Annotated in this window: 25 protein-coding genes; 17 read left to right on the top strand and 8 right to left on the bottom strand. The window is 70.7% G+C overall.

The features are described from left to right. Positions 1-16 precede the first annotated feature (16 nt). From N8J89_RS24835 to N8J89_RS24810, 6 genes are all read left to right on the top strand, one after another. The gene (locus tag N8J89_RS24835) at positions 17-703 is read left to right on the top strand and encodes an SDR family NAD(P)-dependent oxidoreductase (protein ID WP_283659413.1); all 687 of its coding nucleotides are present in this window, start codon (positions 17-19) and stop codon (positions 701-703) included. Positions 704-819: 116 nt separating this feature from the next. Next, positions 820-1,677, top strand: coding sequence for a phytanoyl-CoA dioxygenase family protein (locus tag N8J89_RS24830; RefSeq protein ID WP_283659412.1), 858 nt, complete (start codon positions 820-822; stop codon positions 1,675-1,677). Then, positions 1,677-2,456, top strand: coding sequence for a transketolase (locus tag N8J89_RS24825; protein WP_283659411.1), 780 nt, complete (start codon positions 1,677-1,679; stop codon positions 2,454-2,456). Before N8J89_RS24830 ends, N8J89_RS24825 begins: the two co-directional genes overlap by 1 nt. Further along, positions 2,453-3,424 (top strand): transketolase family protein, encoded by a 972-nt coding sequence (locus N8J89_RS24820; RefSeq protein WP_283659410.1) that lies wholly within the window; start codon positions 2,453-2,455, stop codon positions 3,422-3,424. Before N8J89_RS24825 ends, N8J89_RS24820 begins: the two co-directional genes overlap by 4 nt. Next, positions 3,421-4,209 carry an HAD hydrolase family protein gene (locus N8J89_RS24815; protein ID WP_283659409.1) on the top strand — a complete coding sequence of 263 codons (789 nt, stop codon included), beginning with the start codon at positions 3,421-3,423 and terminating at the stop codon, positions 4,207-4,209. Before N8J89_RS24820 ends, N8J89_RS24815 begins: the two co-directional genes overlap by 4 nt. 4 nt (positions 4,210-4,213) lie before the next feature. Continuing rightward, on the top strand, positions 4,214-5,335 hold the full coding sequence (locus N8J89_RS24810; RefSeq protein ID WP_283659408.1) for a nucleotidyltransferase family protein: 1,122 nt from the start codon (positions 4,214-4,216) through the stop codon (positions 5,333-5,335). A 63-nt stretch (positions 5,336-5,398) separates the two neighbouring features. On the opposite strand, the gene asnB is transcribed toward N8J89_RS24810, so the two are convergent. After that, positions 5,399-7,138: an asparagine synthase (glutamine-hydrolyzing) gene (gene asnB, locus N8J89_RS24805; RefSeq protein WP_283659407.1), complete on the bottom strand. Its 1,740-nt coding sequence runs from the start codon at positions 7,136-7,138 to the stop codon at positions 5,399-5,401. A gap of 134 nt (positions 7,139-7,272) precedes the next feature. Here asnB and N8J89_RS24800 point away from each other — a divergent pair, with 134 nt between their 5' ends. Next, the gene (locus N8J89_RS24800; protein WP_283659406.1) at positions 7,273-7,842 is read left to right on the top strand and encodes a P-loop NTPase family protein; all 570 of its coding nucleotides are present in this window, start codon (positions 7,273-7,275) and stop codon (positions 7,840-7,842) included. Next, a complete protein-coding gene (locus N8J89_RS24795) occupies positions 7,839-8,753 on the top strand; it encodes a phosphotransferase (protein WP_283659405.1) in 915 nt (304 codons plus the stop codon). Before N8J89_RS24800 ends, N8J89_RS24795 begins: the two co-directional genes overlap by 4 nt. Here the strand turns inward: N8J89_RS24795 and N8J89_RS24790 are convergent. The 4 genes from N8J89_RS24790 to N8J89_RS24775 all read right to left on the bottom strand — a co-directional run bounded on the left by N8J89_RS24790 (position 8,750) and on the right by N8J89_RS24775 (position 11,958). Then, entirely contained in the window at positions 8,750-9,742 is a 993-nt protein-coding gene (locus tag N8J89_RS24790; RefSeq protein ID WP_283659404.1) for a hypothetical protein, read from the bottom strand. The two genes, N8J89_RS24795 and N8J89_RS24790, sit on opposite strands and share 4 nt — an antisense overlap. Then, positions 9,739-10,929 carry a methionine adenosyltransferase gene (locus tag N8J89_RS24785; RefSeq protein ID WP_283659403.1) on the bottom strand — a complete coding sequence of 397 codons (1,191 nt, stop codon included), beginning with the start codon at positions 10,927-10,929 and terminating at the stop codon, positions 9,739-9,741. The genes N8J89_RS24790 and N8J89_RS24785 overlap by 4 nt, the downstream gene beginning before the upstream one ends. A gap of 194 nt (positions 10,930-11,123) precedes the next feature. Continuing rightward, positions 11,124-11,477, bottom strand: a complete 354-nt coding sequence (locus N8J89_RS24780) for a hypothetical protein (protein ID WP_283659402.1) — start codon at positions 11,475-11,477, stop codon at positions 11,124-11,126. An 85-nt stretch (positions 11,478-11,562) separates the two neighbouring features. Then, entirely contained in the window at positions 11,563-11,958 is a 396-nt protein-coding gene (locus tag N8J89_RS24775) for a VOC family protein (protein WP_283659401.1), read from the bottom strand. Between the two features lie 126 nt (positions 11,959-12,084). Here N8J89_RS24775 and ngcE point away from each other — a divergent pair, with 126 nt between their 5' ends. The 3 genes from ngcE to N8J89_RS24760 are packed head-to-tail and all read left to right on the top strand — an operon-like array spanning position 12,085 to position 15,256. Then, complete coding sequence (gene ngcE / locus N8J89_RS24770; protein WP_283659400.1) at positions 12,085-13,488, top strand: N-acetylglucosamine/diacetylchitobiose ABC transporter substrate-binding protein; 1,404 nt, start codon at positions 12,085-12,087, stop codon at positions 13,486-13,488. After that, positions 13,488-14,444 (top strand): carbohydrate ABC transporter permease, encoded by a 957-nt coding sequence (locus tag N8J89_RS24765; protein WP_283659399.1) that lies wholly within the window; start codon positions 13,488-13,490, stop codon positions 14,442-14,444. The genes ngcE and N8J89_RS24765 overlap by 1 nt, the downstream gene beginning before the upstream one ends. Continuing rightward, positions 14,441-15,256, top strand: a complete 816-nt coding sequence (locus N8J89_RS24760) for a carbohydrate ABC transporter permease (RefSeq protein WP_283659398.1) — start codon at positions 14,441-14,443, stop codon at positions 15,254-15,256. The genes N8J89_RS24765 and N8J89_RS24760 overlap by 4 nt, the downstream gene beginning before the upstream one ends. A 142-nt stretch (positions 15,257-15,398) precedes the next feature. Here the strand turns inward: N8J89_RS24760 and N8J89_RS24755 are convergent, their stop codons facing one another. Beyond that, positions 15,399-16,556, bottom strand: a complete 1,158-nt coding sequence (locus tag N8J89_RS24755; RefSeq protein ID WP_283659397.1) for a pyridoxal phosphate-dependent aminotransferase — start codon at positions 16,554-16,556, stop codon at positions 15,399-15,401. A 50-nt stretch (positions 16,557-16,606) separates the two neighbouring features. Between N8J89_RS24755 and N8J89_RS24750 the strand changes: the two genes are divergently transcribed. Then, a complete protein-coding gene (locus N8J89_RS24750; protein WP_283659396.1) occupies positions 16,607-17,158 on the top strand; it encodes a helix-turn-helix domain-containing protein in 552 nt (183 codons plus the stop codon). Positions 17,159-17,230: 72 nt separating this feature from the next. Further along, the gene (locus tag N8J89_RS24745; RefSeq protein WP_283659395.1) at positions 17,231-18,634 is read left to right on the top strand and encodes a carboxypeptidase-like regulatory domain-containing protein; all 1,404 of its coding nucleotides are present in this window, start codon (positions 17,231-17,233) and stop codon (positions 18,632-18,634) included. Between the two features lie 81 nt (positions 18,635-18,715). Here N8J89_RS24745 and N8J89_RS24740 read toward each other — a convergent pair whose 3' ends face one another. Next, positions 18,716-20,161 (bottom strand): MDR family MFS transporter, encoded by a 1,446-nt coding sequence (locus N8J89_RS24740; RefSeq protein ID WP_283659394.1) that lies wholly within the window; start codon positions 20,159-20,161, stop codon positions 18,716-18,718. A gap of 194 nt (positions 20,162-20,355) precedes the next feature. Here N8J89_RS24740 and N8J89_RS24735 point away from each other — a divergent pair, with 194 nt between their 5' ends. Continuing rightward, positions 20,356-20,844, top strand: coding sequence for a Rossmann-fold NAD(P)-binding domain-containing protein (locus tag N8J89_RS24735; protein ID WP_283659393.1), 489 nt, complete (start codon positions 20,356-20,358; stop codon positions 20,842-20,844). On the opposite strand, the gene N8J89_RS24730 is transcribed toward N8J89_RS24735, so the two are convergent. Further along, entirely contained in the window at positions 20,826-21,470 is a 645-nt protein-coding gene (locus N8J89_RS24730) for a TetR/AcrR family transcriptional regulator (RefSeq protein ID WP_283659392.1), read from the bottom strand. The genes N8J89_RS24735 and N8J89_RS24730 overlap by 19 nt on opposite strands. A gap of 80 nt (positions 21,471-21,550) precedes the next feature. Between N8J89_RS24730 and N8J89_RS24725 the strand changes: the two genes are divergently transcribed. From N8J89_RS24725 to N8J89_RS24715, 3 genes are read left to right on the top strand one after another with little or no spacing between them, the layout of a single operon-like run. Beyond that, a complete protein-coding gene (locus tag N8J89_RS24725; RefSeq protein ID WP_283659391.1) occupies positions 21,551-23,032 on the top strand; it encodes a flavin-containing monooxygenase in 1,482 nt (493 codons plus the stop codon). Continuing rightward, a complete protein-coding gene (locus N8J89_RS24720; RefSeq protein ID WP_283659390.1) occupies positions 23,025-23,975 on the top strand; it encodes a patatin-like phospholipase family protein in 951 nt (316 codons plus the stop codon). Before N8J89_RS24725 ends, N8J89_RS24720 begins: the two co-directional genes overlap by 8 nt. Next, complete coding sequence (locus N8J89_RS24715; RefSeq protein ID WP_283659389.1) at positions 23,972-24,802, top strand: SDR family oxidoreductase; 831 nt, start codon at positions 23,972-23,974, stop codon at positions 24,800-24,802. The genes N8J89_RS24720 and N8J89_RS24715 overlap by 4 nt, the downstream gene beginning before the upstream one ends. Positions 24,803-24,827 lie beyond the last annotated feature (25 nt).

Below are 24,827 nucleotides of genomic sequence, written 5' to 3'. Positions count from 1 at the left end.
GGGTTAGGCTTCGAGTATGCACAACGTCCTGGTCACCGGAGTATCGCGCGGCCTGGGACGGCACCTGTGCCGGGCGTTGCGCGCCGCGGGCTACCGGGTGCTGGGGGCGGGACTGGCCGCCTCGCCCGACCACCAGGACGTCGATGACTACCGGGTGCTCGACCTGCGAAACCCCGATGTGGCAAGGCCGTTCGACCCGGCTGAGGTGGATGTGCTGGTCAGCAACGCCGGGGTGTACCTGGACGATCCCCGGCGTGGCTACGGCGACCTGTTCGCGCTCTCCGCGCAGGACCTGCGGCAGACCTTCGAGGTCAACCTCTTCGGCGCGGTGGCGCTGGTGCAGGCCTACGCGCCGGCGATGATCGCGCGGGGGAGCGGCCGGATCGTCTGCGTCTCCTCGGGGATGGGCAGGCTCCAGGACGCCGACGGGGCCTCCTTCGCCTACCGCGCATCAAAACTGGCGGCCAACTCGTTGATCCTGTCGCTGGCGCAGCACTTCACCGCAGGCGACCTGGCGGCCTTCGCCTACTGCCCGGGCTGGATCCGGACCGAGATGGGCACCGAGGACGCACCGCACGAGCCGGAGCCCGCGGCAGCGAACCTGGTCGAGCTGCTGACCCTGCCCGCCGACCGGTCCAACGGCCGGTTCTTCCGCGGCACGGCCGAACTGGGCTGGGACACCAGGGGACCGATGGTCGGCTGATCGTCCATTATGGACAGTGATCTCCGCCGTTGTCGCGCGACGGTGGGAAAACAGTGGACTGACTGGCAGGATGCGAACGACGCACCCAAGGATTGTGTCCACTGTGGAGAGGCAAGATGAACCAGTACGTTCACGGATTCGTGGACGAAGGATTCGTCCTAGTCCCAGGAGTGATCGAGGAGTCCACCCGCGCCACCTGGCGGGCCGCGGTGGACCGTGCCGCGGCCGCGGTGCGCGCCAAACCCGGGGACTACGACACCAGGTACACCCTGCGCACCGAGCAGGAGACCGATACCTGGGGGGTCAGCCACATCTTCGAGCCGAGCCTGTACGACCCGGTCTTCGCCGAGGTGTTCGAGCACCCCGGCGTGATGGGTTTCGTGCACGCGGTGCTGGGTGGGAGACTGCGCTTCTGGACCGCGCACGCGCTGTGGGAACCGTCCACAGTGGACTATGAGCTGAACTGGCACAAGGACAACATGGAGACCGACCGGTACTCCCCGGACGGCCGCAGCACCCACGTCCAGTTCAACGTCTGCCTCACCGACGACGACTGCTTCCGGGTGGTCCCCGGCTCGCACAAGCGGCCGCTGACCGAGGAAGAACGCGCCCAGGCCGAGAGCAAGGGCACCGGCACGCTGCCCGGCGAGAAGGTGGTGCGCGCCAAGGCCGGCGACGTGCTGTTCATGAACCACCACACCCTGCACCGGGGCTCCGGTTCGGCCGGGGTCGAGCGCCGCACCCTGCACATCAACCTGCAGGCCGCCGACGAGCCCACCGGCGGGCACACCTCCTGGCGGTTCATGCGCCAGGAGGGCTACCTGGACCGGATGACGCCGGTGGTGCGGGAGATGATGGCCAACACCATCGCCTGGGACGACGCGCACCCGCTCTCCCTCGCCGAGACCATGCGCCGCCGCCGGGCCAGCCAGGGCATCAAGGGCCACGAGGCCAGAGCGGGAGGCAACGGGTGATGACCACGCCACAGCAGCTCCGGCGCGAGGCGATCCGGATGACCGCGCACGCCGAGACCGGGCACATCCCGTCCAACCTGTCCGCGATCGAGATCGTCCACACCCTGTTCATGCGGGTGCTGAAGCTGGATCCGGAGCGCCCGGACTGGCCGGACCGGGACCGCTTCATCCCGAGCAAGGGCCACTGCGCGGCCGCGATCTACCTGGCCATGGCCGCGGCCGGGCTCTTCGACCGCAAGCGCCTGGACGCCTTCAACGTCGACGGCGGCGAGGTGCCGGCCATCCTGGCCCGCTACGGCCTGCCCGGTCTGGAAGCCGACTCCGGTCCGCTGGGCCGCGGCATCTCCATCGGCATCGGGGTGGCGCTGGCGGCCAAGCACGACAACCGGGACTACCGCACCTACGTGCTGGTCGGCGACGGCGAGTGCCAGGAGGGCCAGATCTGGGAGGCGGCCATGCTGGCGCCCACCCTGAAGCTGGACAACCTGGTGGTCATCGTGGACGACAACCGGCTGCAGGGCTCCTTCGTCACCAACGAGGTGATCGAGAGCAAGCTGGACGAGCAGTTCGCCGCCTTCGGCTGGCAGGTGCACCGGGTGGACGGGCACTCGGTCGAGGAGCTGGAGGAGGCGCTGCGGGCGCCGCAGGACCGGCCGAAGGTCGTCCTGGCCACCACCGTGAAAGGCAAGGGGGTTGCCATGATGGAACACGAGCCCGACTGGCACTATCGGCGGCTGACCTTCAGCGAGCTGGTCGTGAGTCTGCGAGGCCTGCGATGACCACCACGGTCGGCCAGGCGGTCGGAGACCTGTTGCTGGAGAAGGGCCGCGAGTTCGGGGACACCTACCTGATCGTGGCCGACGGCAAGCTCAACGGCACCGAGCCGTTCATCGAGACCTACCCGCAGCGGTTCCTCAACGTGGGCATCGCCGAGCAGAACGCGATCTCGGTCGCCGCCGGGCTGGCCTCGGCAGGCAAGCAGGTCTACCTGTGGAACTGCAGCACCTTCCTGCTCTACCGGCCCTTCGACCAGGTGCGGGTGGACGCCGCCTTCGCCAAGACCCGGCTGCGGCTGATCGGCACCAGCTCCGGGCTGTCCCGCAGCGCCTCCGGCATCGCGCACCTGGCGATCGAGGACCTGGCCATCATGCGGGCGCTGCCGAACATGACCGTGCTCTGCCCCGGCGACCTGGCCGAGACCCGGCAGCTGCTGGCCCAGGCGCACGAGGTGGACGGCCCGGTGTACGTGCGCTTCGCGCTGGAGAACCACGCCCTGCCCGAGATCCACGCTCCCGGCACCAAGATCCAGCTGGGCAAGGCCATCACCGTCACCGACGGCGGGGACGCGGCGCTGATCGCCACCGGGAACATGCTGCCGGTGGCCAGGGACTGGGTGGACAGGTTCGCCGAGTCCGGCCTGCGGGTGCGGCTGGTGAGCATGCCCAGCATCAAGCCCTTCGACGCCGCCGCGGTGGCTGAGCTGGTGGCCGAGGGACTGCCGATCATCACGCTGGAGGACCACTCGGTGATCGGCGGCCTGGGCACCGCGGTGGCCGAGGCGATCGCGGAGACCGGCCGTGGCGTCCCGTTCCGGCGGGTCGGCGTGCCGGATGAGTACCCGTACATCGTCGGCACGCCGGACTACCTGCACGGGCACTTCAACATCCCGGGCGTGCCCGAGCTGCGGGACTGGCTGGAGGCGGTGCGCGGGGCCGGCCGGGTGCCGACCACCGTCGCGGCGACGTGAGGATCCGGTACGCCGCGCTGGACCTGGACGGCACGCTGATCGACGAGGCCGACGAGCCCTACGAGGGCGTGGTGGCCGGACTGCGGGCACTGCGCAAGCGCGGGGTGCTGCCGCTGGTGATCACCGGCAGGGCGGCCCGCTCCTTCCGCAACCTGCGGCACCTGGACGACCTGTTCGCCGAGGTCGACGACGAGGTGCTGCTCAGCGAGGGCAACGTGCGGATCGCCTTGGGCGTCAACGAGTTGTCCTTCTCACTGAGCTGCCCGAACGAGGTGCTGCGCACGCTGGCCGAGGACTCCGCCACCGACCTGGTGGCGGAGTGCTCCGGCGAGTTCTACGCCAGCAGCGCGCGGGCCGCGGCCCAGTTCGCGATGGCCTACCGGGTGCCAAGGCGGCAGATCGAGGTCACCGGCAAGGGCACCGCGGACATCCCGTGGTTCACCGCGGTGACCATCTTCCGCAGCCGCGTCCCGGTGCCGGAGATGGTGGCGGGGCTGGACTGCGAGGCGGTCACCATCGGCCCGTTCGGCGCGCACGTGGTGCGCCCGCGCGGCACCTCCAAGGCCGCCGCGCTGCGCAGGCACCTGCGCCGGCGGTTCAACGAGCCGGACCTCAGCGCCACCATGGCCATCGGCGACACCGCCACCGACGCCTCGATGCTGGCGGCCTGCGCCCTCGGCATCGCGACCCAGCACGCCGACGAGGCGGCCAGCGCGGCCGCCGACCGCAAGCTCGACGGCGACCTCGCCGCATTCCTGCACGACTTCCGTCCCGAAGGGTGGTAAGACCGTGACCGAACCGGTGTCCCAGGAGACGGAGCTCGTCCTCCTGCTGTCCCTGCCCGATCCGCGGCCCGACGAGGCCGACGCGATGCTCAAGCTGCTCAACACCCCGCTGGACTGGAACCAGGTGCTGGGCATGCTGACCGTGCACCGGGTCATCGGCGTGGCCTGGCACAACATCCTGCGCTTCGTCATCGCGCACCGGCAGACCCTGCGCTCCTCCTACTTCATCAAGTCGCTCAAGGTCACCGCGGCCGGCCAGGAGCTGATGGCCGAGGAGCAGCGCTCGCGCACCGCCGAAGTGCAGGCGGCGCTGAGCGCGGCCGGGGTGCGCAGCGCGGTGCTCAAGGGCGCCGCGGTGGCCGCGATGGCCTACCCCTCGCCGGGCATGCGCGCCTTCCACGACAACGACCTGCTGGTGGACCGGGAGCAGCTGCCCGCGGCCACCGCGGCGTTGCAGGAGGCCGGGTACGTGCAGGGCAGCTGGGACTACGAGACGAGCTCGGTGCGCCCGGCGGCGCGGCGGCAGGTCATGTTCATGGCCATGCACTCGCACCAGACCTACTCCTACATGAAGCCCACGCCGGAAGCCTCGGTGCTGGAGTGCCACCGCCTGGACGTGCACTTCTCCATCGACCTGATGACCGGCAACCGCAGCGACGCCGCGGTATCCGCGTTGCTGGACAACCGGATCGAGCTCAACGGGCTCAGCGTGATCTCCCCGACCGACATGCTGATCTTCAGCTGTCTGCACTTCGCCAGGGAGGCCGCGCACCGCAACGAGGTGCTCGCGCTCAAGGACCTGGTGCTCTACAAGCTGGTCGACATCCTGGCGCTGCTGGCCGGGGAGCACGACTTCAGCGACCTGGCCGCGCGGGCCGGGCAGCTCGGCTTCACCAAGGAGGCCTACTTCGCGCTGCACCACTGCGCGGAGATCTTCCCCGGCCGGGTGCCGACCGAGCTGCTGGACCCGTTGCGCCCCAACGACCTGGCCTACCTGGACGAGGTGGACGACGGCAAGACCGTGGTGCACCGCTGGCAGACGCCGATGGTGCGCCGGATGTTCGACGTGCACCGGCTGCGTGAGCTGGAGGGTGACCTCAACATCCCGGAGCTTGGCCGGAAGTAGTTCCAGCACGACAAACGGGCGGGGCAGTGGCTGTTCTCGCCACCGCCCGGCCCATTTGTCGTGTCAGGGCAGGGAGATCTCCAGCACCATCAGGCCCCACAGCAGTCGCGAGTGGTCCTGGCCCGCGCCGTGCTCGGTGACCACCTGGCGCACGGCGGCCTCGCTGAGGAAGCCCGAGGCGCACAGCCGGGGCCGGGCGAGCACCTCGCGGGCGAAGTCCCACAGCGTGCCGCCGGGGGCCATGAAAGCGCTGACCGGGAAGGTGAACGGCTGCTTCTCCCTGGCCGCGACCGAGGCCGGGATGGACCGGGCGCCGGCGTCCCAGAGGATCTTCTTGCGGCTGGACCCGTTGATCTTCCACGTGTCCGGGGTGCGCCGGGCGAACCGGGTGACCTCCGGCTGGCAGTAGGGCACCCGGCCCTCCACCGCGTGCGCCATGGACAGGTGGTCCAGCTTGCGCAGGTTGAGGCTGGGCAGCTTGTGCAGCCGGTCGAAGCTGAGCAGCTGCTCCAGCCGGGAGGGCGCGGGGCGGGCGAGCAGCTCCAGCGCGCGCTGCCTGCTGCTGCCCCTGGAGTCGAGCAGCTCGCGGTACTCCGGGGTGTAGAGCCGCCGGTACTCCGCTTCCGGCACAAGGGAAAGCCGGTCCAGGTAGCGGGCGGCCCAGCTGTCCTCATCGGCGGCCAGCGCGGTGCTGTAGCGCCGGTAGCCGCCGAACTGCTCGTCCGCGCCGTCGCCGACGAAGCAGACCCGGAAGCCGCCGGCGGAGATCTCCCGGAACAGCGCGTAGGCGCTCAGCGCGTGCGGGGTGGCGTTGGGCGCGCCCAGGGCGGCCACCGTGGCCGGGATCAGCTCCGGCAGCTCGGCCTCGCGGATCTCCACCACCTCAAGGGGAATCCCGGCGAAGGCGGCCGAGTCCCTGGCGTAGGCCAGCTCGTCGGAGTCGTGCGTGCCCTCGTGCGTGACGTGGAAGCCGGTCACGTCGCCGCGGCGCTGCTTGAGCAGGGTGGCCAGCACGCTGGAGTCCAGGCCACCGGAGACCTGCACCGCGATCGGCGCGGACTGCAACGACATCTGCGCCACCTCCCGTTCCAGCAACGCGGCCAGGCGCTCGGGGTCGTTGCCCTCGTCGGTGACCGGCTCGGTCTCCTGCCACCACCGCCGGGTGCGCGCGGACCGGCCGTCGTAGACCAGCACCTCGCCGGGGTGCAGCGCGGAAACCCCGGTGTGCCAGGAGGATCCGTTGGGCTGGCACTGCCAGTTGAGGTAGTCGTCGACCGCGAGCGGGTCCACGTCCAGGGGCTTCTCCACCAGCGCGGTCAGGCCGCGCAGCTCGGAGGAGAAGGCGATGCCGTCCTGGGTGTGCGCGTAGTACAGGCTCTTCACCGCGAGGTGGTCGCACCACAGCTTGAGCTCGCGGCCGCGGCGCAGGTCCACCACGGCGATGGCGAACATGCCCTCCAGCCGCTCTGTGAACCGGTCCCCGTGCAGCTCGTAGTAGGGCACCAGGACCGAGCCGTCGGAGTCGCCGTCCACGTGCACGCCGTGCGCGGCCAGCTCGGCCCGGATGGCCCGGAAGTTGTAGATCTCGCCGTTGAACACCGCGTGCACCGTGCCCTCGGCGTTGCGGAATGGCTGCCTGCCGGTGCTGGGGTCCTGAATGGACAGACGGTTGCAGCCGATGCCCCAGTCCGGGCCGCTGGTGTGCTGCTGGACGTCCGGTCCGCCGGAGAGCTGGGCGTCCCGCGCGCCGTCGAGTGCGGTGGGGTGGAACCCATGTCCGAAGTAGCCGTAGATCCGGCACATAGTGTTGCCCCCAACGATGTGGTTGTCCGCGAACGGAAAGCGCGACGGCCTCGGCCCTTCCGGCCTGGTGATCTATCCTTAGCACGGGCCGGATGAGGCTGTATAGCGAACCAGGACGGGACGAGGGACGGCACATGCGCTGGCATCGGCTGCTGATCACGGGAGCGAGCGGGGCGGGCACCACCACCCTGGGCCGGGCACTGGCCTCCCTGCACTCGGTGCCGCACGCCGAGGCCGACGACTACCTCTGGCTGCCGACCTCCCCGCCCTATCTGCACAAGCGGCCGATGGAGGACCGGATCGCGCTGATGCAGGCGGTGTTCCTGCCCAGGGACTCCTGGGTGCTCTCCGGTTCGGTGAAGGGCTGGGGCGAGGTGATCCCGGCCCGGCTGGAGGGCGTGGTGTTCCTCACCATCGACCAGCAGGCCCGGATGGCGCGGTTGCTGGAGCGGGAGGTGCTGCGCTACGGCGACAGCATCAAGCCGGGCGGCAGCAACGAGGCGGCCCACCACGAGTTCCTCGACTGGGCAAGGGGATACGACGACGACACCGCCAGCCGCAGCCTGGCCAGCGACGAGAAGTGGCTGGCCGGACTGACCTGTCCGGTGCTGCGCCTGGACAGCGCGCAGCCGGTGGCCGACCTGGTGGCCGCGGTGGAGCGGTGGACCAGCGCCGAACTGGTCGTGGGGGAGTCCGGCCCGTGATCGAGCGGGCGGTGCGGCTCATCGACGCGGGCGAGGCGGAGGAGCTGGAGGGCAGGGGCGTCAACCGCTCCTACCGGCTCATCGACGGCGACCGGGTGCTGTCGGTGAAGGCGCACTGCGCGGCCACCTCGGCCGAGACCGACCACCGGCGGATCCGGCGGGTGGACGAGGCGCTGAGCGGCACCGACTGGTACCCGCCGGTACTCGACATTGGTTACGCCGCACCGGATCGGCTGGTGGTCATCCGGCCGTTCGTGCCCGGAGCGGCCTCCGAGGACGCGGCCCGGCACCTGGACGTGCTGGCCGGTGTGCTCGGCGAGCTGGCCGCCGGTACTGCGGCGGTCCCCGCCGAGCTGGTCTGGGACTACGCGACACCGTGGCTGACCGAGGGCGAGCGAGAACAGCTTGAGGCCAAGGAGGTGCTGACCGGCGAGTGGGACAACCTGTTGCGCGCCATGGACGAGCACCTCGGCGACCTGCTGGCCGCGGCGCTCCGGCTGACCGGGACCGGTGAACCCGCGCTGTACCACGGTGACCTGCACGGCCGGAACCTGATCTGGCACGAGTCCCGGCCGCTGACCGTGATCGACTGGGACGAGACCGGGTTCTCCCACCGGCCGGCCGACATCGGCAAGGCGCTGTGGCTGTCCTGCCGCAAGGGCCGGGGTGACTTCGAGCTGGATCCGTCCGCGGTGCGCCGGTTCCTGGCGCTGCTGCGCGCCAACCCGGCGCTCCCGACTGTCGAGGCGGCCGACCTGGCCAGGCTCGGCGCGATCTGGTTCCTGCCGAGGTACCACCACGTGACGCTGCTCGCGCAGCGCGACGCCGAGTTCATCCCGTGGTACCTCGGCTGGGTTTCCCGCTTCTGGGCGCGGTTCCCGGCGAACCTGGACCTGGTCAGCCGCGGCTAGCGCGCGGTCCAGCGCCGGACCGCGTCCAGGGTCTGCTCGCGGCTCAGGCCCTCGGTGGCGCCGTGCGGGGACACCGTCTCCCCGGACTCCTCGGCCACGTTGTGGTCCCCGGCCAGCGCCGCCACCGCGTCCATCGGCAGGCCGAGCCCGGCGAGCGAGCGGCCCAGCACGGTGGCGTCCAGGCCCCGCCCGTCCGCGGCGCTGAAGTAGCGCCAGCTCTGGAACATGCCTTCCAGGTGGCCCGCGGACAGGTGCACCGCGTTGCGGCCCTCGGACAGCGCGATCCTGCCCGGCCCGCCGACCAGCGCGTGCACCGCGCCGCGCAGCGAGGCCGGATCGGCCTTGCCGGGGTGCAGCTCGCCGAGCAGGTTGTCCCGCAGGTCCTCGATCTCGCGCTCGCTGTGGCACTCCAACAGGCCGACCAGTCCGGCGCTGCCGCGATAACCCGCGGCGAGCACCGGCAGGAACCCGTTGAGCACCACCACATCGCGCCCGTGCAGCTGGACCACCGAGGCGTAGGAGCCCGAGCCAAGCTTGTGGATCCCGGCCTGGCGGCACCGGGCCTCCAGCGCCGCCGGGTCCAGCCCGGGGTCCAGGGTCATCGCCTCGAAGGCCCCCAGCGCGCCGCTGGCGCCCGAGGAGTCCAGCAGCGCTGCCAACTCCCGGCTGGCACCAGAACTCAGCGCGGCGGCCCCGTCAGCGGCCACCCGGTGCAGCCGGGGGTAGTGCTGGAGCAGGTAACCCCGCTCGCCGAACTCCCTGGCCGTGGTCACCGCGCAGCGCAGGATGTCCACCTTGCCGTCACCGAGCACCCGGACGACCTCGCCCAGCACCTCAGCGGCACTTCCGTCTTGCAGCACCTCAGGTTTGACCATGGTCACGAAGTGCGTGCCGCCGCCCGGCACCGGCCCGCCGAGCGGTCCGGTGTCCTGGCGGCGGCCCGTGCGCAGCACCTCCGCGAGCAGCGGCCGCACCTGGGCGGGACTCACCACAGGGTGATGCCCTTCTCGATCAGCTCGACGGTCAGCTCACCGGTGTTGGCAATGGCTTCCTCGACCAGCGCGGCCACCATGGCCTCGTCCGGGTCCGGCGCGGTCACCACGACCTCGTCGGGGCTCTCCAGCGGCGCTTCCTTGGAGGTGAAGATGTGCACCTGGGTCGCCCCGCCGCACTTCTCGTGCACCTGCTGGGCCAGCCGCATGGCCATCACGTTGTAGATCTTGCCGGTGTGGTCCAGCGGGTTCTTGCCGGCCGGCGCCTCGATGCTCATCGGGCGCATCGGCGTGATCAGTCCGTTGACCCGGTTGCCTCGGCCGACCACACCGACGTCACCGGTGTCGGCCACCGAGCCGAGCGCGGTGAGGTAAGGGCGGCCGTTGCGGTCGGTGGCGTTCATCAGCAGCTCGTAGTCGGCGATGCCGAGGCCCTGGATGAACTCGTTGAGCTCCTGCTGGATGACCGCCTTGCGCGCCCAGTACTGGTCCATCGACTCGATGTGCGCGGCCAGGAACGGCATGTTGACGACCAGGCTGAACTTGTCGCCGCGGCGGCTGCCGAAAACCTTGACGTCCCAGCCGCTGTCGGGGTGCCGCTGCTTGAAGTCGGACCCGTTGATCAGGTGCTCCAGGCCCTGCACCAGGTTCTCCAGCCGGGACAGCGGCGCGAAACCGTGCAGCAGGTTGGTGTCGTTGGAGACCAGGCCGCCGGAGCGGACCTTGACCAGGTCCGCGACGGACTGCGGCTGGTACCGGGAGACCCCGCGGCCGGAACCGTGGTGGTCCACGATGCCCAGCTCGACCACCAGGTGCTTCGACGGGTCGAAGCCGGTGGTGACCTGCGAGAGCACATCGGAGGCGGCCCGGAACATGATGTCCTGCACCGGAATCTCGGTGCTGCCCACCCGGTAGGCGCCCTTGCCGAAGACCTTCACCCGGTACGGCGCGGTGATCTCGCCACGGCCGTAGTCGATGTCCGCGCCGCCACCGTAGAGGGTCACCTTGTCGAACCAGTGGTGCGCGACCCCGCCGAACTCCTTCAGGCAGTGCTGGGAGTAGTAGCGCGACATGCGCTCGGCCATCGCGTCGCACATGGTGTCCGGGTGCCCGACACCCTTCCGCTCCACCAGCTCGTAGGGCAGATCTTCGACCGAACGCGAGTCCCGATGAATCTGCAGCATTGACCGACTTTCTTACTCGAATGCCGACAGGACTTAGGAAACAAAGTCCGCGGACGTCGTCTTGATGTTGCCGGAGCATACCCACGGGTCGCCAAAATGCCGACCGGTTCGACGGTCGGCTGGTGTGCTCGAACAGTTAGGATCGGTGTGATCACGAACGGCCGGGACTGTCCAAGCAGGACAGTCCCGGCCGGTCACCACAGCTCGTCGAGCGCGGCCAGTCGTTTGCGGATGAGCCTGGCATCCCGTGGCGGCAGGACCGCGAGGATGAGGTTCAGGACGTGGTTCAGCTCGGCCGGATTCGGGCAGCACTCCAGGAATCCGCAGCCGTACTGGGGATCCCACAACCGGTGCATCGGATCGCGGACGAAGTTCCGCTTGCCGCGCAACGCCTCGACGGCGGCCTCCGGCCAGAGCCGGGTGCGTTCGAGCCGGGCGAGCTGTGCCCGGCCACGCCGGGACAGGTTTGGCGGGATGGGTGTGGCGGTCGCACCGGGCCTGCGGCGCGGCGCGTCTCCTCTGACCTGGGCCGGCGATCTACGCGCCATGGCCCTTTCGTGGGTTCGACATGGGTCCATTGTGCAGGCCGGGGCCGATCGGCGACAGCCCCGGCAGTCTTGCTCCCGCCGGTGCTCAGGACGCGGTCGCGACCTTCCACAGGTGTCCGTCCGGATCGCTGAAGTACCCCGAGTACCCGCCCCACTCGGCCGCGGTCGCCTCGTTGACCACGGTGCCACCGGCGGCCACCGCGGCCTGGATGACCTCGTCCACCACCTCCCTGGAGTCGGTGATGAAGTGCAAGGAGGAACCGCGGAACCCGGAGCCCTCCGCCGGGACCCCGGCGTCCTTGGCCACGGCGTCCCATTCGTAGAGCGCGAGCTTGCTGGTGCCGTCGCCGAGCAGACAGGTGGCGAAGCCGGGGTAGTCCTTCTCGAGTGCGCAGCCGAGGCCCTCGACGTAGAACCGCTTGGCGCGCTCCACGTCCTGTACCCCGAGCATGATGGCGCTGACCTGCAACTTGGTGTTCATGCTGGTCACGATAGGAGCGGGCAGGGGGCCGCGCTTCTTGAATCCTGACCGGTTGGGTCATCGACACCGCGCGTGGGCTGGGTCACGATCAGAGCCGGAAATCCCTCCACCAGAAGGGTGCCCGAGATGACAACGAGCAACATCTCCCGCCGGACCCTGCTGCGCGCCGCCGCCGCGCTCGGGGTGTCCGCGCCCCTGCTCGGCGCCTGCGTGACCGGCGGCGGCAGCGGGGACGCGCCGGCCGCGCGCGGGGAGCGGAGCCCGGAGAACCCGTTCGGGGTGAAGGCGGACGCGCCGTTGGAAGTGGTGGTCTTCAAGGGCGGCTACGGCGATGACTACGTCAAGGCGGCCGGACAGGTCTACAAACAGCGGTACCCGGGCGCGGTGATCGACCACAAGGGCATCCAGCAGGTCGGCGACGCGCTGCGGCCCCGGTTCGTGGCCAACACCCCGCCGGACGTGGTGGACAACACCGGCGCGGGCGCGCTGGACATCTCCGCGCTGGCCGCCGCCGGGCAGCTGACCAACCTGGCCGAGCTGCTCGACGCCCCGTCCTGGGATGATCCGAACACCACCGTGCAGGCCACCCTGCTGCCGGGGGTGGTGGAGGACGGCAGCCGGGACGGGACCTGCGTGCACCTCAACTACACCTTCACCGTGTGGGGCCTGTGGTACTCCAAGTCCCTGTTCGACAAGCACGGCTGGACCTATCCGGCCACCTGGGACGCGATGCTCGCGCTCTGCGCGGAGATCAAGAAGACCGGCATCGCGCCGTGGACCTACCAGGGCAAGTACCCCGACTACGTCACCGACCCGCTGCTCACCATGGCCGCCAAGACCGGGGGCATGGACCTGATCAAGGCGCTGGACAACCTGGAACCGGGGGCCTGGCGGCAGGATGCGGTGCGCGGCGCGGCCGAGGCATTCGCCGAACTGGCCGGGCGGGGCTACCTGATGCCCGGCTCGGAAGCGTTGTCGCACACCGAGGCGCAGGCCGCCTGGTGCCAGGGCAAGGCGGCGTTCATCCCGTCCGGGTCCTGGCTGGAGAGCGAACAGCAGGCGGTCACCCCGCAGGGCTTCCAGATGACCATGGGCGTAGTGCCCGCGCGCACTGCGTCGGACAAGCTCAAACCGGCCGCGGTGGAGGCGTCCAGCACCGAGTCCTACCTGGTCCCGGCCAAGGCGAAGAACGTGGCCGGCGGCCTGGAGTTCCTGCGGATGTTGTTCTCCCGCAACGCCTGCCGGGAGTTCGCGCGCACCGCGGGCACCCTGCCCTCGGTCGCGGGCGCCACCGACGGGCTGACCCTCTCCAGCGGCCTTGGCTCGGTGAGCGCCGCGGTGAAGGCCGCGGGCACCGAACTGGTCAGCTTCCGGCACCGAGGCTGGTATCCGGTGCTGCGCAAGGCGGCCGATGACGCGGTGGGTGAGCTGATCACCGGCAGGCTCAGCCCGGTGGCCTTCACCGAGCGGGTGCAGCAGGCGGCCGACGCGCTGGCCAAGGACGGCAGCGTCAAGAAGTACACCCGCTGATGGCGGGCACACCGGCGCGGCGAGTCGGCCGGCCCTCGCGGGCGCGGCCCGGCGGACCCGCCCTGGGCTTCCTCGCCTGTGCCCTGTTGCCCGCGCTGGTGCTGCACGTGGTCTTCGTGCTGTCCCCGTACGCGCAGGCGTTCTACCTGTCGCTGACCGACTGGAACGGGGTCGGCGGCACCGCGCGGTTCGTCGGTCTGGCCAACTTCGCCCAACTGGCCGAGGACTCGCTGTTCCTGGCCGGGGTGCGCAACAACCTGGTGCTGCTGCTGACATTGCCGGTGGCCACCGTCGCGATTGGACTGTTCCTGGCCACCCTGCTCCGCTTCGGCGGCCGCAGCGGGCGCTCCGGCGTGCGCGGGGCGCGGTTCTACTCGATCGTGTTCTTCTTCCCACAGCTGCTGTCGGTCTCGATCGTGGCCGTGCTGTGGGGTTTCGCCTACAACCCGAACAGCGGCCTGATCAACGGCGCGCTGCGCGCGGTCGGCCTGGACGGGCTGGCGCGCAGCTGGCTGGCCGAGCCGGGACTGGCGCTGTTCGCGGTGCTGGCGGTGCTGATCTGGTCCGGCGTCGGGTTCTACCTGGTGCTGTTCAGTGCGGCCATCGACGGCATCCCGCGCGAGTACTACGAGGCCGCACTGCTGGACGGGGCCGGCCGGTGGACCGCGTTCTGGCGGATCACCCTGCCGCTGCTGCGGGAGAACGTGCAGGTGGCCTTCGTCTACCTGGGCATGGCCGCGCTGGACGGGTTCGCGCTGGTGCAGATCATGACCGTGGGACCGGGCGGGCCGGACGGCGCGACCGAGGTGATCGGGCTGTCGCTGTACCGGACCGCCTTCAGCTACGGCAAGTTCGGCTACGCGGCCGCGATGGGCGTGGCGCTGTTCTTCGGCACGCTGGTCTTCGCGGTGCTGGCGCTGCGCGCGGGCCACCGGGAACGGGTGGAGGTGGCATGAGACGGATCCCGCTGCACCTGGCGCTGCTGTCCTGGACGCTGGTCACCGCGTTCCCGTTGCTGTGGGCGGTGCTCAGCGCGCTCAAGACCGACCGGGAGATCCTGTCCAGCCCGTGGTCGCTGCCGCAGAGTCCACAGTGGACGAACTTCGGCCGGGCCTGGACCGAGGCCGACATCGGCCGCTACTTCCTCAACTCCGCGGTCGTGGTCGGCAGCGCACTTGCCCTGACCATGCTGCTCGGCTCGCTCGCCGCCTATGCCCTGGCCCGCTATCCCTTCCCCGGCAACAGGTTCGTCTACTACTTGTTCGTCGCCTCGATGTTCTTCCCCACCTTCCTGGCGCTGGTGCCGCTGTTCTTCACCGTGCAGCAGCTGGGCCTGCTGGGCACCCAGCTCGGCCTGGTCCTGGTCTACACCGCCTTCGCCACCCCGTTCACCATCTTCTTCCTGCACGCCTTCTTCCGCGGCCTGCCCACCGCGATCGCCGAGGCCGCCTTCCTGGACGGCTGCTCGCACGCCGGGGTGTTCTTCCGGGTGATGCTGCCGATGGCCAAGCCGGGCCTGGTCTCGGTGGCCATCTTCAACTTCCTCGGCCTGTGGAACCAGTACCTGCTGCCCCTGGTGCTCAACCCGGACCCGGACGACTACGTGCTGGCCCAGGGCCTGGCCGCGCTGTCCACCAGCCAGGGCTACCGCGGCGACTGGAGCGGCCTGTTCGCCGGACTGACCATCGCGATGCTGCCGGTGCTCGTCGCGTACGTGGTCTTCCAGCGCCAGATCCAAGCCGGCGCCACCGCGGGCGCGCTGCGCTGACCCACCGCCGTGTTGGCCGTTGTCGCACACAGTGTTGGCCGAACTGGTACGCCCACCCGGCCAACACGCCGTCCATAACGGCCAACACCCGGTACGACAACGGCCAACACTCCGTACGACAACGGCCAACACGGCGGTGGAGTTAGAGCGACTGGCGGAAACGGTCGGCGAGGTCGTTGAGTCGCTCGGCTGGTTCGTTGGTGAAGACCAGGCGTAAGTAGTGCTCGCCGCTGGGGCCCCACCAGTTCATCGGGGTGGCCGCGATCCGGCCGCGTTCGAACAGGCGGCCGGAGAGTTCCTTCGGGGTGAGGCCCAGTGGCCGGGTGTCCAGCAACAGGGACCAACCGCCGTGCGGGCGGATCACCGGGTAGCCGTCGAGCTGGGCGAGCACGGTCTCGCAGCGCCGTTGCCACTCGGCGGTCGCCGCGGCCACGTCGGACTCGGCGTCGGGGGCGCTCAGCGCGGCCGCGACCGCCTCCTGGGCCAGGCCGACCTGGGCGACCACGTTGGTCAGGCCCACCAGGCGGATGTCGGCCACGATCGGCGCCGGGCCGACCACCCAGCCCACCCGCCAGCCGGTCATCCGCAGTTCCTTGGAGGCCGAGCCCACGGTGATCACCCGGTCGGCCAGGCCCTCGTGCGCGGCCGGGTGACTTGGTGGCAGGCCGTCGAAGCGGATGCGTTCCATGGCCGCGTCGTAGACCAGCCAGGCGTTGTGCCGCGTGCAGGCATCGGCCAGCGCCGCCCAGTGCCGGTGGTCCAGGACCAGGCCGCTGGGCATGGCCGGGGCCATCATCAGCACGGCGGCGGTGTCCGGGCCGACCGCGGCGGCCAGCGCGTCCGGGTCGAGCTGCCAGCCCGCGGGGGTTGGCTCGGTGCGGACGAAGCGGGGGCGGCCGCCCGCGAGCCGGACCCGGTTGACCAGGCCCGCGTAGACCGGGTCGCACAGCACCACCTCCTGGCCCGGTTCCACGGTGGCCAGCAGGGTGTTGAGGATGCCGTTGAGGCCGCCGACCACGCTCACGCAGTCGGTGTCCGGGTCGTACTCGCGGCCGGCGATGCGGCCGACGTGCGCCGCCGCGGCCGCGCGTAAGGAGTGCCTGCCCTGGAACGGGAGGTAGCTGTTGGCGGCGTCCTCCTCGATCGCCGACCTGGTGTGCGCCAAGGCGATGGCGGGTGGACGCAGGTCGGTGTCCAGGTTCTCCAGGCGGAGCAGGTCCGGGTCGGCGGTGGCGTCCGCCGCGTCGGCCAGCAGGTCCACTCCGATGCCGGGGATCTCCCGGAGCCTGCTCACTGTCATCGTGACCCCGTTCGTTGTGCTGGTACGTGTATACCACTATGCTGGTACGCATGGAGTTGACGCAAGTCGTCGGTGGGAACGTGCAGCGGCTGCGCTCGGCCGCCGGTATCTCGCTGGCGGACCTGGCCGCGGCCGCCGACATCAGCAAGACCACGCTGCACGGCATCGAGCAGGGCCAGGGCAACCCGACCCTGAGCACGCTGTGGGCGCTGGCCACCGCGCTGCGCGTGCCGCTCGGCGAGCTGCTGGACCGGCCCGCCGTCGCGGTGGAGGTGGTGCGCGCCGCGGACGACCGGCCGGAGGTGCTGGGCGAGGCGGTCAGCGCCCGGTTGCTGCACCGGTTGCGGGCGCGCGGCACGGTGGAGATCTACGACATCGAGGTCGCCCAGGCCAGGCAGGACTCGCGCGCGCACGCGGCCGGTGTGCAGGAGTGCCTGGTGCTCACCAGTGGCGGCCTGACCACCGGTCCGGCCGACGCGCCGGTCGAGCTGGACGCGGGCGACTCGGTGCGCTTCGACGCCGCCCGTCCGCACCTCTACCAGGGGCGCACCGGTGCGGACCGGGCCGTGCTGGTGATGGTCTACCCGGAGCCGGGGGAGTGACGTGGGTCACCGCTGGCAACCTCGGTCGCGTCCCCGGGGTGTGAGTGGCAGAAGCGAACTAGGGGGCATCGCATGGCATTCTCATCCGCCCGGATCCTGACCGGCGCGGTCGTGTTGTCGTTGCTGGCCAACGGGTTGGTCGTGGGCACGGCGAGCGCGGCGTCCGGGCCGGACATCCGCAGCACGGTCACCGTGCCGAGCGGCACCTACCTGGCCGGGGACCCGCTCACCGTCAAGCTCACCGTGACCAACGTCGGTGACCGGGGCGCCTACTACCTGCGCAAGCACGAACGCTCGATCTCCGGCACCGGGTTCCACATCCAGGACATGGCCGACTGGGGCGACCTTGGTCCCACCGGGCTGGGCGCGAGCTACCTGCCGGGGCAGACCAGGGAGTACACGCTGCGCGGCAGGCTCGGCCAGTACCGCGGCGACGCCCAGTTCGCGCTTGGCCCACTCTCGCCGAATGACGTCAACCCCGCCGACGACCAGGGACCCGCGCTGGTGCGGGTGGTCCCGGCGGAGACCAAGGTGTCGGTCAGCGGACAGGTCTACGGCGACGCCGACCTGAGCGGCTCGCCGGCGCCGGGGGAGGGGCTGGCCGGGGCCAGGATGGCGCTGCGCGTGCAGGACGAGCCCGAGGAACGCATCGCGGTCACCGACGCCGAGGGCCGCTACGTCTTCCCCGGCGTGCCCGTGGGCACGCACGACCTGTCGACGGCGAGCCTGCCGGATGGCTGGGTCCGCAACTTCTCGGCCCAGCTCCGCCTGGACGGGTCGGTGGCCGACACGGTGGTGCCGGTCCGGGCGCTGCGCCCGCTGTCGGAGTCCTTGCGGGCCAAGCTCGTCCTGGACAAGGCGAGCTACCCGGCCGGGAGCAAGGGCGAGGTGACGGTGACCCTGACCAACATCAGCGCGCGGCCGCTGACCGGCGTCAGCATCGCCTGCGACCGCGGCGACAACGGGCTCGCCCTGGACATCTCGGACCAGGCGTGGGGCGAACTCGCCTACGGCGCGGGGACCACGGTGCAGCCGGGCCAGACCAGGGAGTACCGGGCGCGCGGGACCGTGCGGCCGAAGAGCGCCGAGCGTGGCTACCTGCACCAGGCTTGCGACTTCAGCCAGGCTGAGGAGTACTCCGACGGCCAGCCCAGCGACGACTCGCAGGCCAAGGTGACCGGGCTGGACGGCAGCGCCACCGGTGTGCTGTTCCAGGACGCCGACGGCAACGGCCGGGCGGATACGGGCGAGGAGCTGGCGGACCGGGAACTGCGGCTGACCGATGTGCACAACGGGCACGAGTTCACCGCCAGGACCGACGCCGCAGGGAAGGCGCGAGTGTCCGGTCCGGCCGGGCGCTACCGGCTGACCTCGCCCGGCTGCGACCTCGGCCAGGACAAGCTCATCGACGTGGCCGCGCCGCCGTATGACATCAACCAGTGGTCCGCGGACTGTCGTCCGGCGGCTGTGCGCTGAGACCGGGCCAGACACACAAGAACGGCGGTGGCCGGGTGGCCACCGCCGTTCTCCTTGTCGTGAAGCGCTGTCGTCAAGCGCTCAGTGGACGGGTGTGGCCGCCGTGCTCTTGCCGGAGGAGCGGACGAACAGCGCGCCGACGAAGGCCACCACGCCGATGCCGCCTGCCACCATGAACGCCAGGTGCAGGCCGTCCACGTCCGGGCTGGTCGCGCCGGGCGCACTGCCCAGGGTGGACACGGTGATGAACACCGCGGTGCCGAGGGCGCCCGCGACCTGCTGCAGCGTGGCCAGGATGGCGCTGCCGTGCGAGTACAGCTGCTCGGGCAGCGAGGACAGGCTCTCGGTCATCAGCGGGGTCATCATCAGGCCGAGGCCGATCATCAGCAGCACGTGGATGCCGATCACCGCGATCAGCGGCGAGCCGGGGCCGAGTGCGGAGAACAGCCAGATCGCCACCGCCATGGCTGCCGCGCCGGGGATGACCAGCGGGCGGGCGCCGACCTTGTCGAACAGCTTGCCCACCGGGCGGCCGAGCAGGCCGAGGACCAGGCCACCGGGCAGCACCGCGAGGCCGCTGACGAAGGTCGTGGTCTTCAGCACGGTCTGCAGGTACAGCGGCAGCATGATCGCGCCGACGCCGATCAGGCAGATGAACAGCAGCGCGGAGAGCACCAGCCCGATGACGTAGCGGCGGTGGGTGAACGGCCGCAGGTCCAGCAGCGCCCGGTCCTCCCGCTGCAACCGCAGCTGCCGCCAGCCGAAGACCAGCAGCGAGATCACGCCGATGACCACGGAGAGCCACGGCGGCACCGGCGCGTGCCCACCGGCGGACTCGCCGGAGGAGGACAGCCCGTACAGCACGCCGCCGAAACCGATCGCGGACAGGAACACCGAGAGCACGTCCAGCGGCACCAGCCGGGTCTCGCTCTCCACCTTCAGCAGCAGCGCGCCGGTCACCAGCGCGGCGAGGGCCAGCGGCAGCACGATCAGGAACATCCAGCGCCAGCCCAGCCAGTTGAGCACGGCGCCGCCGATGGTCGGCCCGATGGCCGGGGCCACCGCGATCACGATGCTGATGGTGCCCATGGTCGCGCCGCGCCGCTCCAGCGGCACCAGGCGCATCACCGTGGTCATCAGCAGCGGGATCATCACCGCGGTGCCCATGGCCTGCACGATCCGGCCGGCCAGCAGCACCTCGAAGCCGGGCGCGACACCGGAGAGCAGCGTGCCGAGGCTGAACAGCGAGAGCGAGACCAGGAAGACCTGGCGCGGGGTGAAGCGTTCGAGCAGGAAGCCGGTGGTCGGGATGACCACGGCCATGGTGAGCAGGAAGCCGCTGGTCAGCCACTGCACGGTGGTGGTCGGCACCTTGAGGTCGACAGTGAGGTCCCGCAGCGCGACGCTCATGATCGTCTCATTGAGGATCATCACGAAGGCCGAGGCGACCAGCACTCCGATCAGGAGCCCGGTGCGCGCTGGAGCTTGCTCCTGGCGCGGTTCGGAAATGGCGGTACTGCTTGACATCGGTGGGGCTCCCGGCGGGTCTGAGCCAGTGGCGATCAGGACTGCGGCTGGGGGAGGCAAGCGTGTTCGGCCCCCCAGCTTCACTCAATTAGGGTAACCGGTTTCGCGGTGGCAATCGCCTGATTAAGCGGCTGGCGGAAACGAGTCACCGGTCACAGCCCGAGGGGAATAGTGAGCGACTGCGCGACCTGGCCTTGCTCGGGCACGAGGTGGTGGTGCTGAGCAGACGACCGGTGGCCACCCCCCGGTATTCGTCAGGTGCGCTGGGACGGCCGCACGCCAGGCCCGTGGGCGCGGGAGATCGACGCTGCGACGCCGTGGTGAACCTGGCCGGGCGCGCCGTGAGCTGCCGCTACACCGCGGCCAACCTGCGCGAGATGATGGACTCCCGGATCGACTCCACCAGGGCCGTCGGCGCGGCCATCGCGCAGTGGCTGTCCTGGATCCACGGGCGGGACCTGGTGCGCGCGATCCGTTTCCTGCTGGCGCGGCCGGAGCTGAGCGGCCCGGTCAACCTCGCCGCGCCGCATCCGCTGCCCCAGCGGGAGTTCATCCGCGAGCTGCGCGCCGCCCAGCGGATCCCGGCCGGGCTGCTGGACGCGGGCTTCGAGTTCGACTTCCCCGACTGGTCCTCGGCGGCGGCGGACCTGCTGCGGACCTCGGGTCAGTGCTCGGCCGGCTGAGCGGCGATGCCGTCGTACATCAGCCGGCGCACCGCCTCGCTGAGCTTGCGCTGGTGCTCGCCCTCCGGTTTGCGCAGCGAGGACAGCGCGGAGGCCAGGATCATGCCGGTGATCGCGCTGGCGGTGTTGTCCACGTCCAGGTCGGCGCGCAGGTAGCCCAGCTCGACGCCGTGGGTGAGGTAGGCCGCGGTCAGCGCGGTGGCCAGGTCGAAGAAGTCCAGCACCCGGTCGGCCATGGCCTTGTCGATGCCCGCGGCCTCGAACAGCAGCAGGCGGGGCACCCGGGAGTCCTGCTGGAAGATCCGGGCCAGTGACTCGCCGATCCGCGCGGTCTGCGCCCGGTAACCGTCCAAAGTGGACACCGCGTCGGGTGCGTTCTCCTCGGTGAGCGCGGTCTTGATGCGGTCGATCAGGTCGTCGATGACGTGGTCGACGATGTCCCGCTTGTTCTGGAAGTAGCGGTAGAAGGTGCCGTGCCCGATGCCGAGGCGGGTGGCGATGTCGGCGATCGCGGTCGCGTGGTACCCGCGTTCGGCGAAGCAGTCGAAGGCCGCGTCGATGATCTCGCGGCGCAGCTCCTGCTTCTTCCGCTCGGCCCGGCTGGGCGAGGTGGCACTGGACGTCATGGTCGCAGTCTATTGTCGCCGACACTGGAATGACATATCGTTCCGCTAGTGACATCCCATTCCGCTACGGAGGGTCACCTATGGCCGCGCAGTACGACGCCGTGATCGTGGGAGCCGGTTTTGGCGGCATGGGCGCCGCGATCCAGTTGAAACGGCTCGGCTTCCACCGGCTGCTCATCCTGGAGCGGGAGGACGACCTCGGCGGCACCTGGCACGTCAACCGCTACCCGGGCCTCGCGGTGGACATCCCCTCGTCCACCTACTCCTACTCCTTCGAGCCCAACCCGCACTGGTCCCGGCTGTTCGCCCCCGGCGCCGAGCTCAAGCGCTACGCCGAGCACGTGGCGGACAAGTACGACCTGCGCTCCTCGATGCGCTTCGGCACGGTGGTCACCGGCGCGTACTGGGAGGACGCCGAGACCCACTGGCGGGTGTCGATCGCGGGCGGGGAGAGCGTCACCGCGTGGTACCTGCTCACCGCGACCGGCTTCCTCTCCCAGCCGAAGGTGCCCGACATCGAGGGCATCGACTCCTTCGGCGGCAAGGTCATCCACACCACCGCCTGGGACGACGACTACGACCTGACCGGCAAGCGGGCGGCCATCATCGGCACCGGGGCGACCGCGGTGCAGCTGATCCCCGAGGTGGCCAAGGTCGCCGCCGAGCTGACCGTCTACCAGCGCACGCCGATCTGGGTCAGCGCCAAACCTGACTACCGCATCCCGGCCGCGGTCCGGCGGCTGTTCGCGGCCTTCCCACCGGCCCAGCGCGCGGTGCGGCTGATCGGCAGCGCGGTGCTGGAACTGCTGATGATCACCGGCGTGGTGCACTACCGGCGGCTGCGGATCGCCAACCGGCTGGCCGAGCGGTCCTGCCGCGCGCACCTGCGCCGCCAGGTGCCCGACCCGGAGCTGCGCCGCAAGCTCACCCCGGACTACTCCTTCGGCTGCAAGCGGCCCACCTTCTCCAACACCTACTTCCGCGCCTTCACCCGCCCGCACGTGCACCTGGAGACGACCAGGATCGAGCGGGTCGACGAGCGCGGCATCGTCACCGCGGACGGCCGCCGCACCGACATCGACGTGCTGCTGCTGGCCACCGGCTTCAACCTGTGGGACGTCAACTTCCCGGCCATCGAGATCATCGGCCGGGACGGCAAGAACCTGGGCAAGTGGTGGCGGGAGAACCGGTTCCAGGCCTACGAGGGCGTGACCGTGCCCGGCTTCCCCAACTTCGTCTCGCTGAACAGCCCGTACTCCTACAGCGGCCTGTCCTACTTCACCACCATCGAGTGCCAGATGAAGCACATGGACCGGCTGTTCACCGCGATGCGCAAGCGTGGCGCGCAGGTCTTCGAGGTCACCGAGCAGGCCAACGAGCGGTTCCTGGCCCGGATGACCGACCGGGTGGGCGACTCGGTGTTCGCCCTCGGCCAGTGCGCCACCGCGAACAGCTACTACTTCAACCAGCACGGCGAGGCCACCCTGCTCCGCCCGACCTCCACGGTGAACGCGCACCGCGAAGCCTCCCGCTTCCCGCTCTCGGACTACTCCTATGCCTAGGCGGGGGCTCGCGATCGGCTGCGGCGGCACCCTCGGCTTCGCCTGGACCGCCATCGCCCTGCAAGCGGTGCAACGGCAACTCGACTGGGACCCGCGCACCGCCGAGGTCCTGCTCGGCACCTCGGCGGGCTCGGAGATGGTGGCGCTGCTGGGTTCCGGCCGTTCCGCTGACGACATCGTGGCCGCGCTCGACGGCACCGAGGACCCGGTCCTCGCCCGGCACCTGGCCCACCATCCAGGGAAACGGCCGCCGCTGCCGCGCTTCGGCTGGCCCGCGCGCGGACTCCTCAGCAGCGGCGAGATCGACCTCACCGCGCGGTTGGCCGGACTGCTGCCCAGGGGCGGGGGTGACGCGGGCTGGCTGCGCGAGCTGGGTGCCAGCCTGGCCGATGAACGGCGCGCGGACGAGCGGACCGCGAGCGTCGGCGACTGGGTCGCCCACCCGGCCACCTGGATCGTGGCCGCCGACGCCGGCACCGGCGCCAGGGTCGCCTTCGGCTCGCCGGATGCGCCCAAAGCCGGTCTGGGACAGGCGATCGCCGCGTCCTGGGCCATCCCCGGCTGGTTCCCGCCGGTGCTCATCGCCGGTCGGCACTACCTGGACGGCGGCACGGTCTCCTCGGTCTCCGCCGACCTGCTCGCCCCGCTCGAACTCGACGAGCTCGTCGTGCTGGCCCCGATGACCAGCGAACACCCGGCCCCCGCCACCGGCCTGTCCCGCCTGGAGCGCCTGCTGCGCCGCCGGATGACCCTCGGCCTCAACCGAGAGCTCCGCAAGTTGCGCGGCACCAAGGTGATCCGCGTCGAACCGGGTCCGGCCGAACTGGTCGCGATGGGCTTCAACTTCATGGACCCGCGCCGAGTTCAGTCCACAGTGGACGCTGCCAGGCGGCACGCGCCCGACCGCGTGCGCGCGGCGATCGCCAGGGGAGTCGCCGCATGACCCGCTACCCGCCGCTGGACCTGCGTGGGGCCACGGTCGCGATCACCGGTGGCGCACAGGGCATCGGCCGCGCCACCGCGGCCGCCTTCGCCAGCCGGGGCGCCCGGGTGGCCATCGGCGACCTGGACCTGGCACTGGCCAGGAAGACCGCGGCCGAGCTCGGTGGCACCGCGCACCACCTCGACGTCCGCGACCAAGACTCCTTCCGGGCCTTCCTGACCGAGGCTGCCGACGGCGAGCCGGCCGTGCTGGTCAACAACGCCGGTGTGATGCCCAACGGCGGCTTCCTGGACCTGGACGAGCGGGTCAACCGCCTGATGGTGGAGGTCAACCTGTTCGGCGTGGTGCACGGCATGCGACTGGCCCTGCCCGGCATGCTGGCCCGCGGCCGCGGCCACATCGTCAACATCGCCTCGCTGGCCGGGAAGTTCCCGGTGCCCGGACTGGCCATGTACAACGCGAGCAAGTTCGCCGTGGTCGGCCTCAGCGCCGCCACCCGCCGCGAGTACGCCAGCCGCGGCGTCAGCATCACCACCGTGCTCCCCTCCGCGGTGGACACCGCCCTGTCCGCGGGCCTGGACATGAAGCCCATCCCCAAGGTCACCCCCGAGGCCATCGCCGCGGCCGTGCTGCGCTCGGTGCGCACCCGCCGGGCCGAGATCGCGGTCCCCGGCTACGTCGGCGCGCTCGCGGCAGCCGCCTCGATCACCCCCGAACCGGTCCTCAACGCCATCCGCAAGCTGTTCCGCGACGACCGCGCGCTGCGCCCGGACAGCCCGGACCGGGTGGCCTACCGCGCCAGGCTCACCGAGCGGGAAGGTGGCTGACTGGCGCGCCCGCCGTGGGAAGGTG

Source organism: Crossiella sp. CA-258035, assembly GCF_030064675.1.
Taxonomy (GTDB): Bacteria; Actinomycetota; Actinomycetes; order Mycobacteriales; family Pseudonocardiaceae; genus Crossiella.
Note: the sequence above shows the minus strand (reverse complement) of the source record. Positions and strands in the feature narration are given on the sequence as shown.

What these genes read in the sequence shown, in the direction of transcription:
- N8J89_RS24800 (WP_283659406.1), top strand. Translation starts at nt 7,273, where the DNA reads ATGCGCTGGCATCGGCTGCTGATCACGGGAGCGAGCGGGGCGGGCACC.
- N8J89_RS24785 (WP_283659403.1), bottom strand. Translation starts at nt 10,929, where the DNA reads ATGCTGCAGATTCATCGGGACTCGCGTTCGGTCGAAGATCTGCCCTAC.
- N8J89_RS24830 (WP_283659412.1), top strand. Translation starts at nt 820, where the DNA reads ATGAACCAGTACGTTCACGGATTCGTGGACGAAGGATTCGTCCTAGTC.
- N8J89_RS24725 (WP_283659391.1), top strand. Translation starts at nt 21,551, where the DNA reads ATGGCCGCGCAGTACGACGCCGTGATCGTGGGAGCCGGTTTTGGCGGC.
- N8J89_RS24750 (WP_283659396.1), top strand. Translation starts at nt 16,607, where the DNA reads ATGGAGTTGACGCAAGTCGTCGGTGGGAACGTGCAGCGGCTGCGCTCG.
- ngcE (WP_283659400.1), top strand. Translation starts at nt 12,085, where the DNA reads ATGACAACGAGCAACATCTCCCGCCGGACCCTGCTGCGCGCCGCCGCC.
- N8J89_RS24730 (WP_283659392.1), bottom strand. Translation starts at nt 21,470, where the DNA reads ATGACGTCCAGTGCCACCTCGCCCAGCCGGGCCGAGCGGAAGAAGCAG.
- N8J89_RS24780 (WP_283659402.1), bottom strand. Translation starts at nt 11,477, where the DNA reads ATGGCGCGTAGATCGCCGGCCCAGGTCAGAGGAGACGCGCCGCGCCGC.
- N8J89_RS24820 (WP_283659410.1), top strand. Translation starts at nt 2,453, where the DNA reads ATGACCACCACGGTCGGCCAGGCGGTCGGAGACCTGTTGCTGGAGAAG.
- N8J89_RS24775 (WP_283659401.1), bottom strand. Translation starts at nt 11,958, where the DNA reads ATGAACACCAAGTTGCAGGTCAGCGCCATCATGCTCGGGGTACAGGAC.
- N8J89_RS24825 (WP_283659411.1), top strand. Translation starts at nt 1,677, where the DNA reads ATGACCACGCCACAGCAGCTCCGGCGCGAGGCGATCCGGATGACCGCG.
- N8J89_RS24755 (WP_283659397.1), bottom strand. Translation starts at nt 16,556, where the DNA reads ATGACAGTGAGCAGGCTCCGGGAGATCCCCGGCATCGGAGTGGACCTG.
- N8J89_RS24745 (WP_283659395.1), top strand. Translation starts at nt 17,231, where the DNA reads ATGGCATTCTCATCCGCCCGGATCCTGACCGGCGCGGTCGTGTTGTCG.
- N8J89_RS24835 (WP_283659413.1), top strand. Translation starts at nt 17, where the DNA reads ATGCACAACGTCCTGGTCACCGGAGTATCGCGCGGCCTGGGACGGCAC.
- N8J89_RS24740 (WP_283659394.1), bottom strand. Translation starts at nt 20,161, where the DNA reads ATGTCAAGCAGTACCGCCATTTCCGAACCGCGCCAGGAGCAAGCTCCA.
- N8J89_RS24765 (WP_283659399.1), top strand. Translation starts at nt 13,488, where the DNA reads ATGGCGGGCACACCGGCGCGGCGAGTCGGCCGGCCCTCGCGGGCGCGG.
- N8J89_RS24760 (WP_283659398.1), top strand. Translation starts at nt 14,441, where the DNA reads ATGAGACGGATCCCGCTGCACCTGGCGCTGCTGTCCTGGACGCTGGTC.
- asnB (WP_283659407.1), bottom strand. Translation starts at nt 7,138, where the DNA reads ATGTGCCGGATCTACGGCTACTTCGGACATGGGTTCCACCCCACCGCA.
- N8J89_RS24715 (WP_283659389.1), top strand. Translation starts at nt 23,972, where the DNA reads ATGACCCGCTACCCGCCGCTGGACCTGCGTGGGGCCACGGTCGCGATC.
- N8J89_RS24720 (WP_283659390.1), top strand. Translation starts at nt 23,025, where the DNA reads ATGCCTAGGCGGGGGCTCGCGATCGGCTGCGGCGGCACCCTCGGCTTC.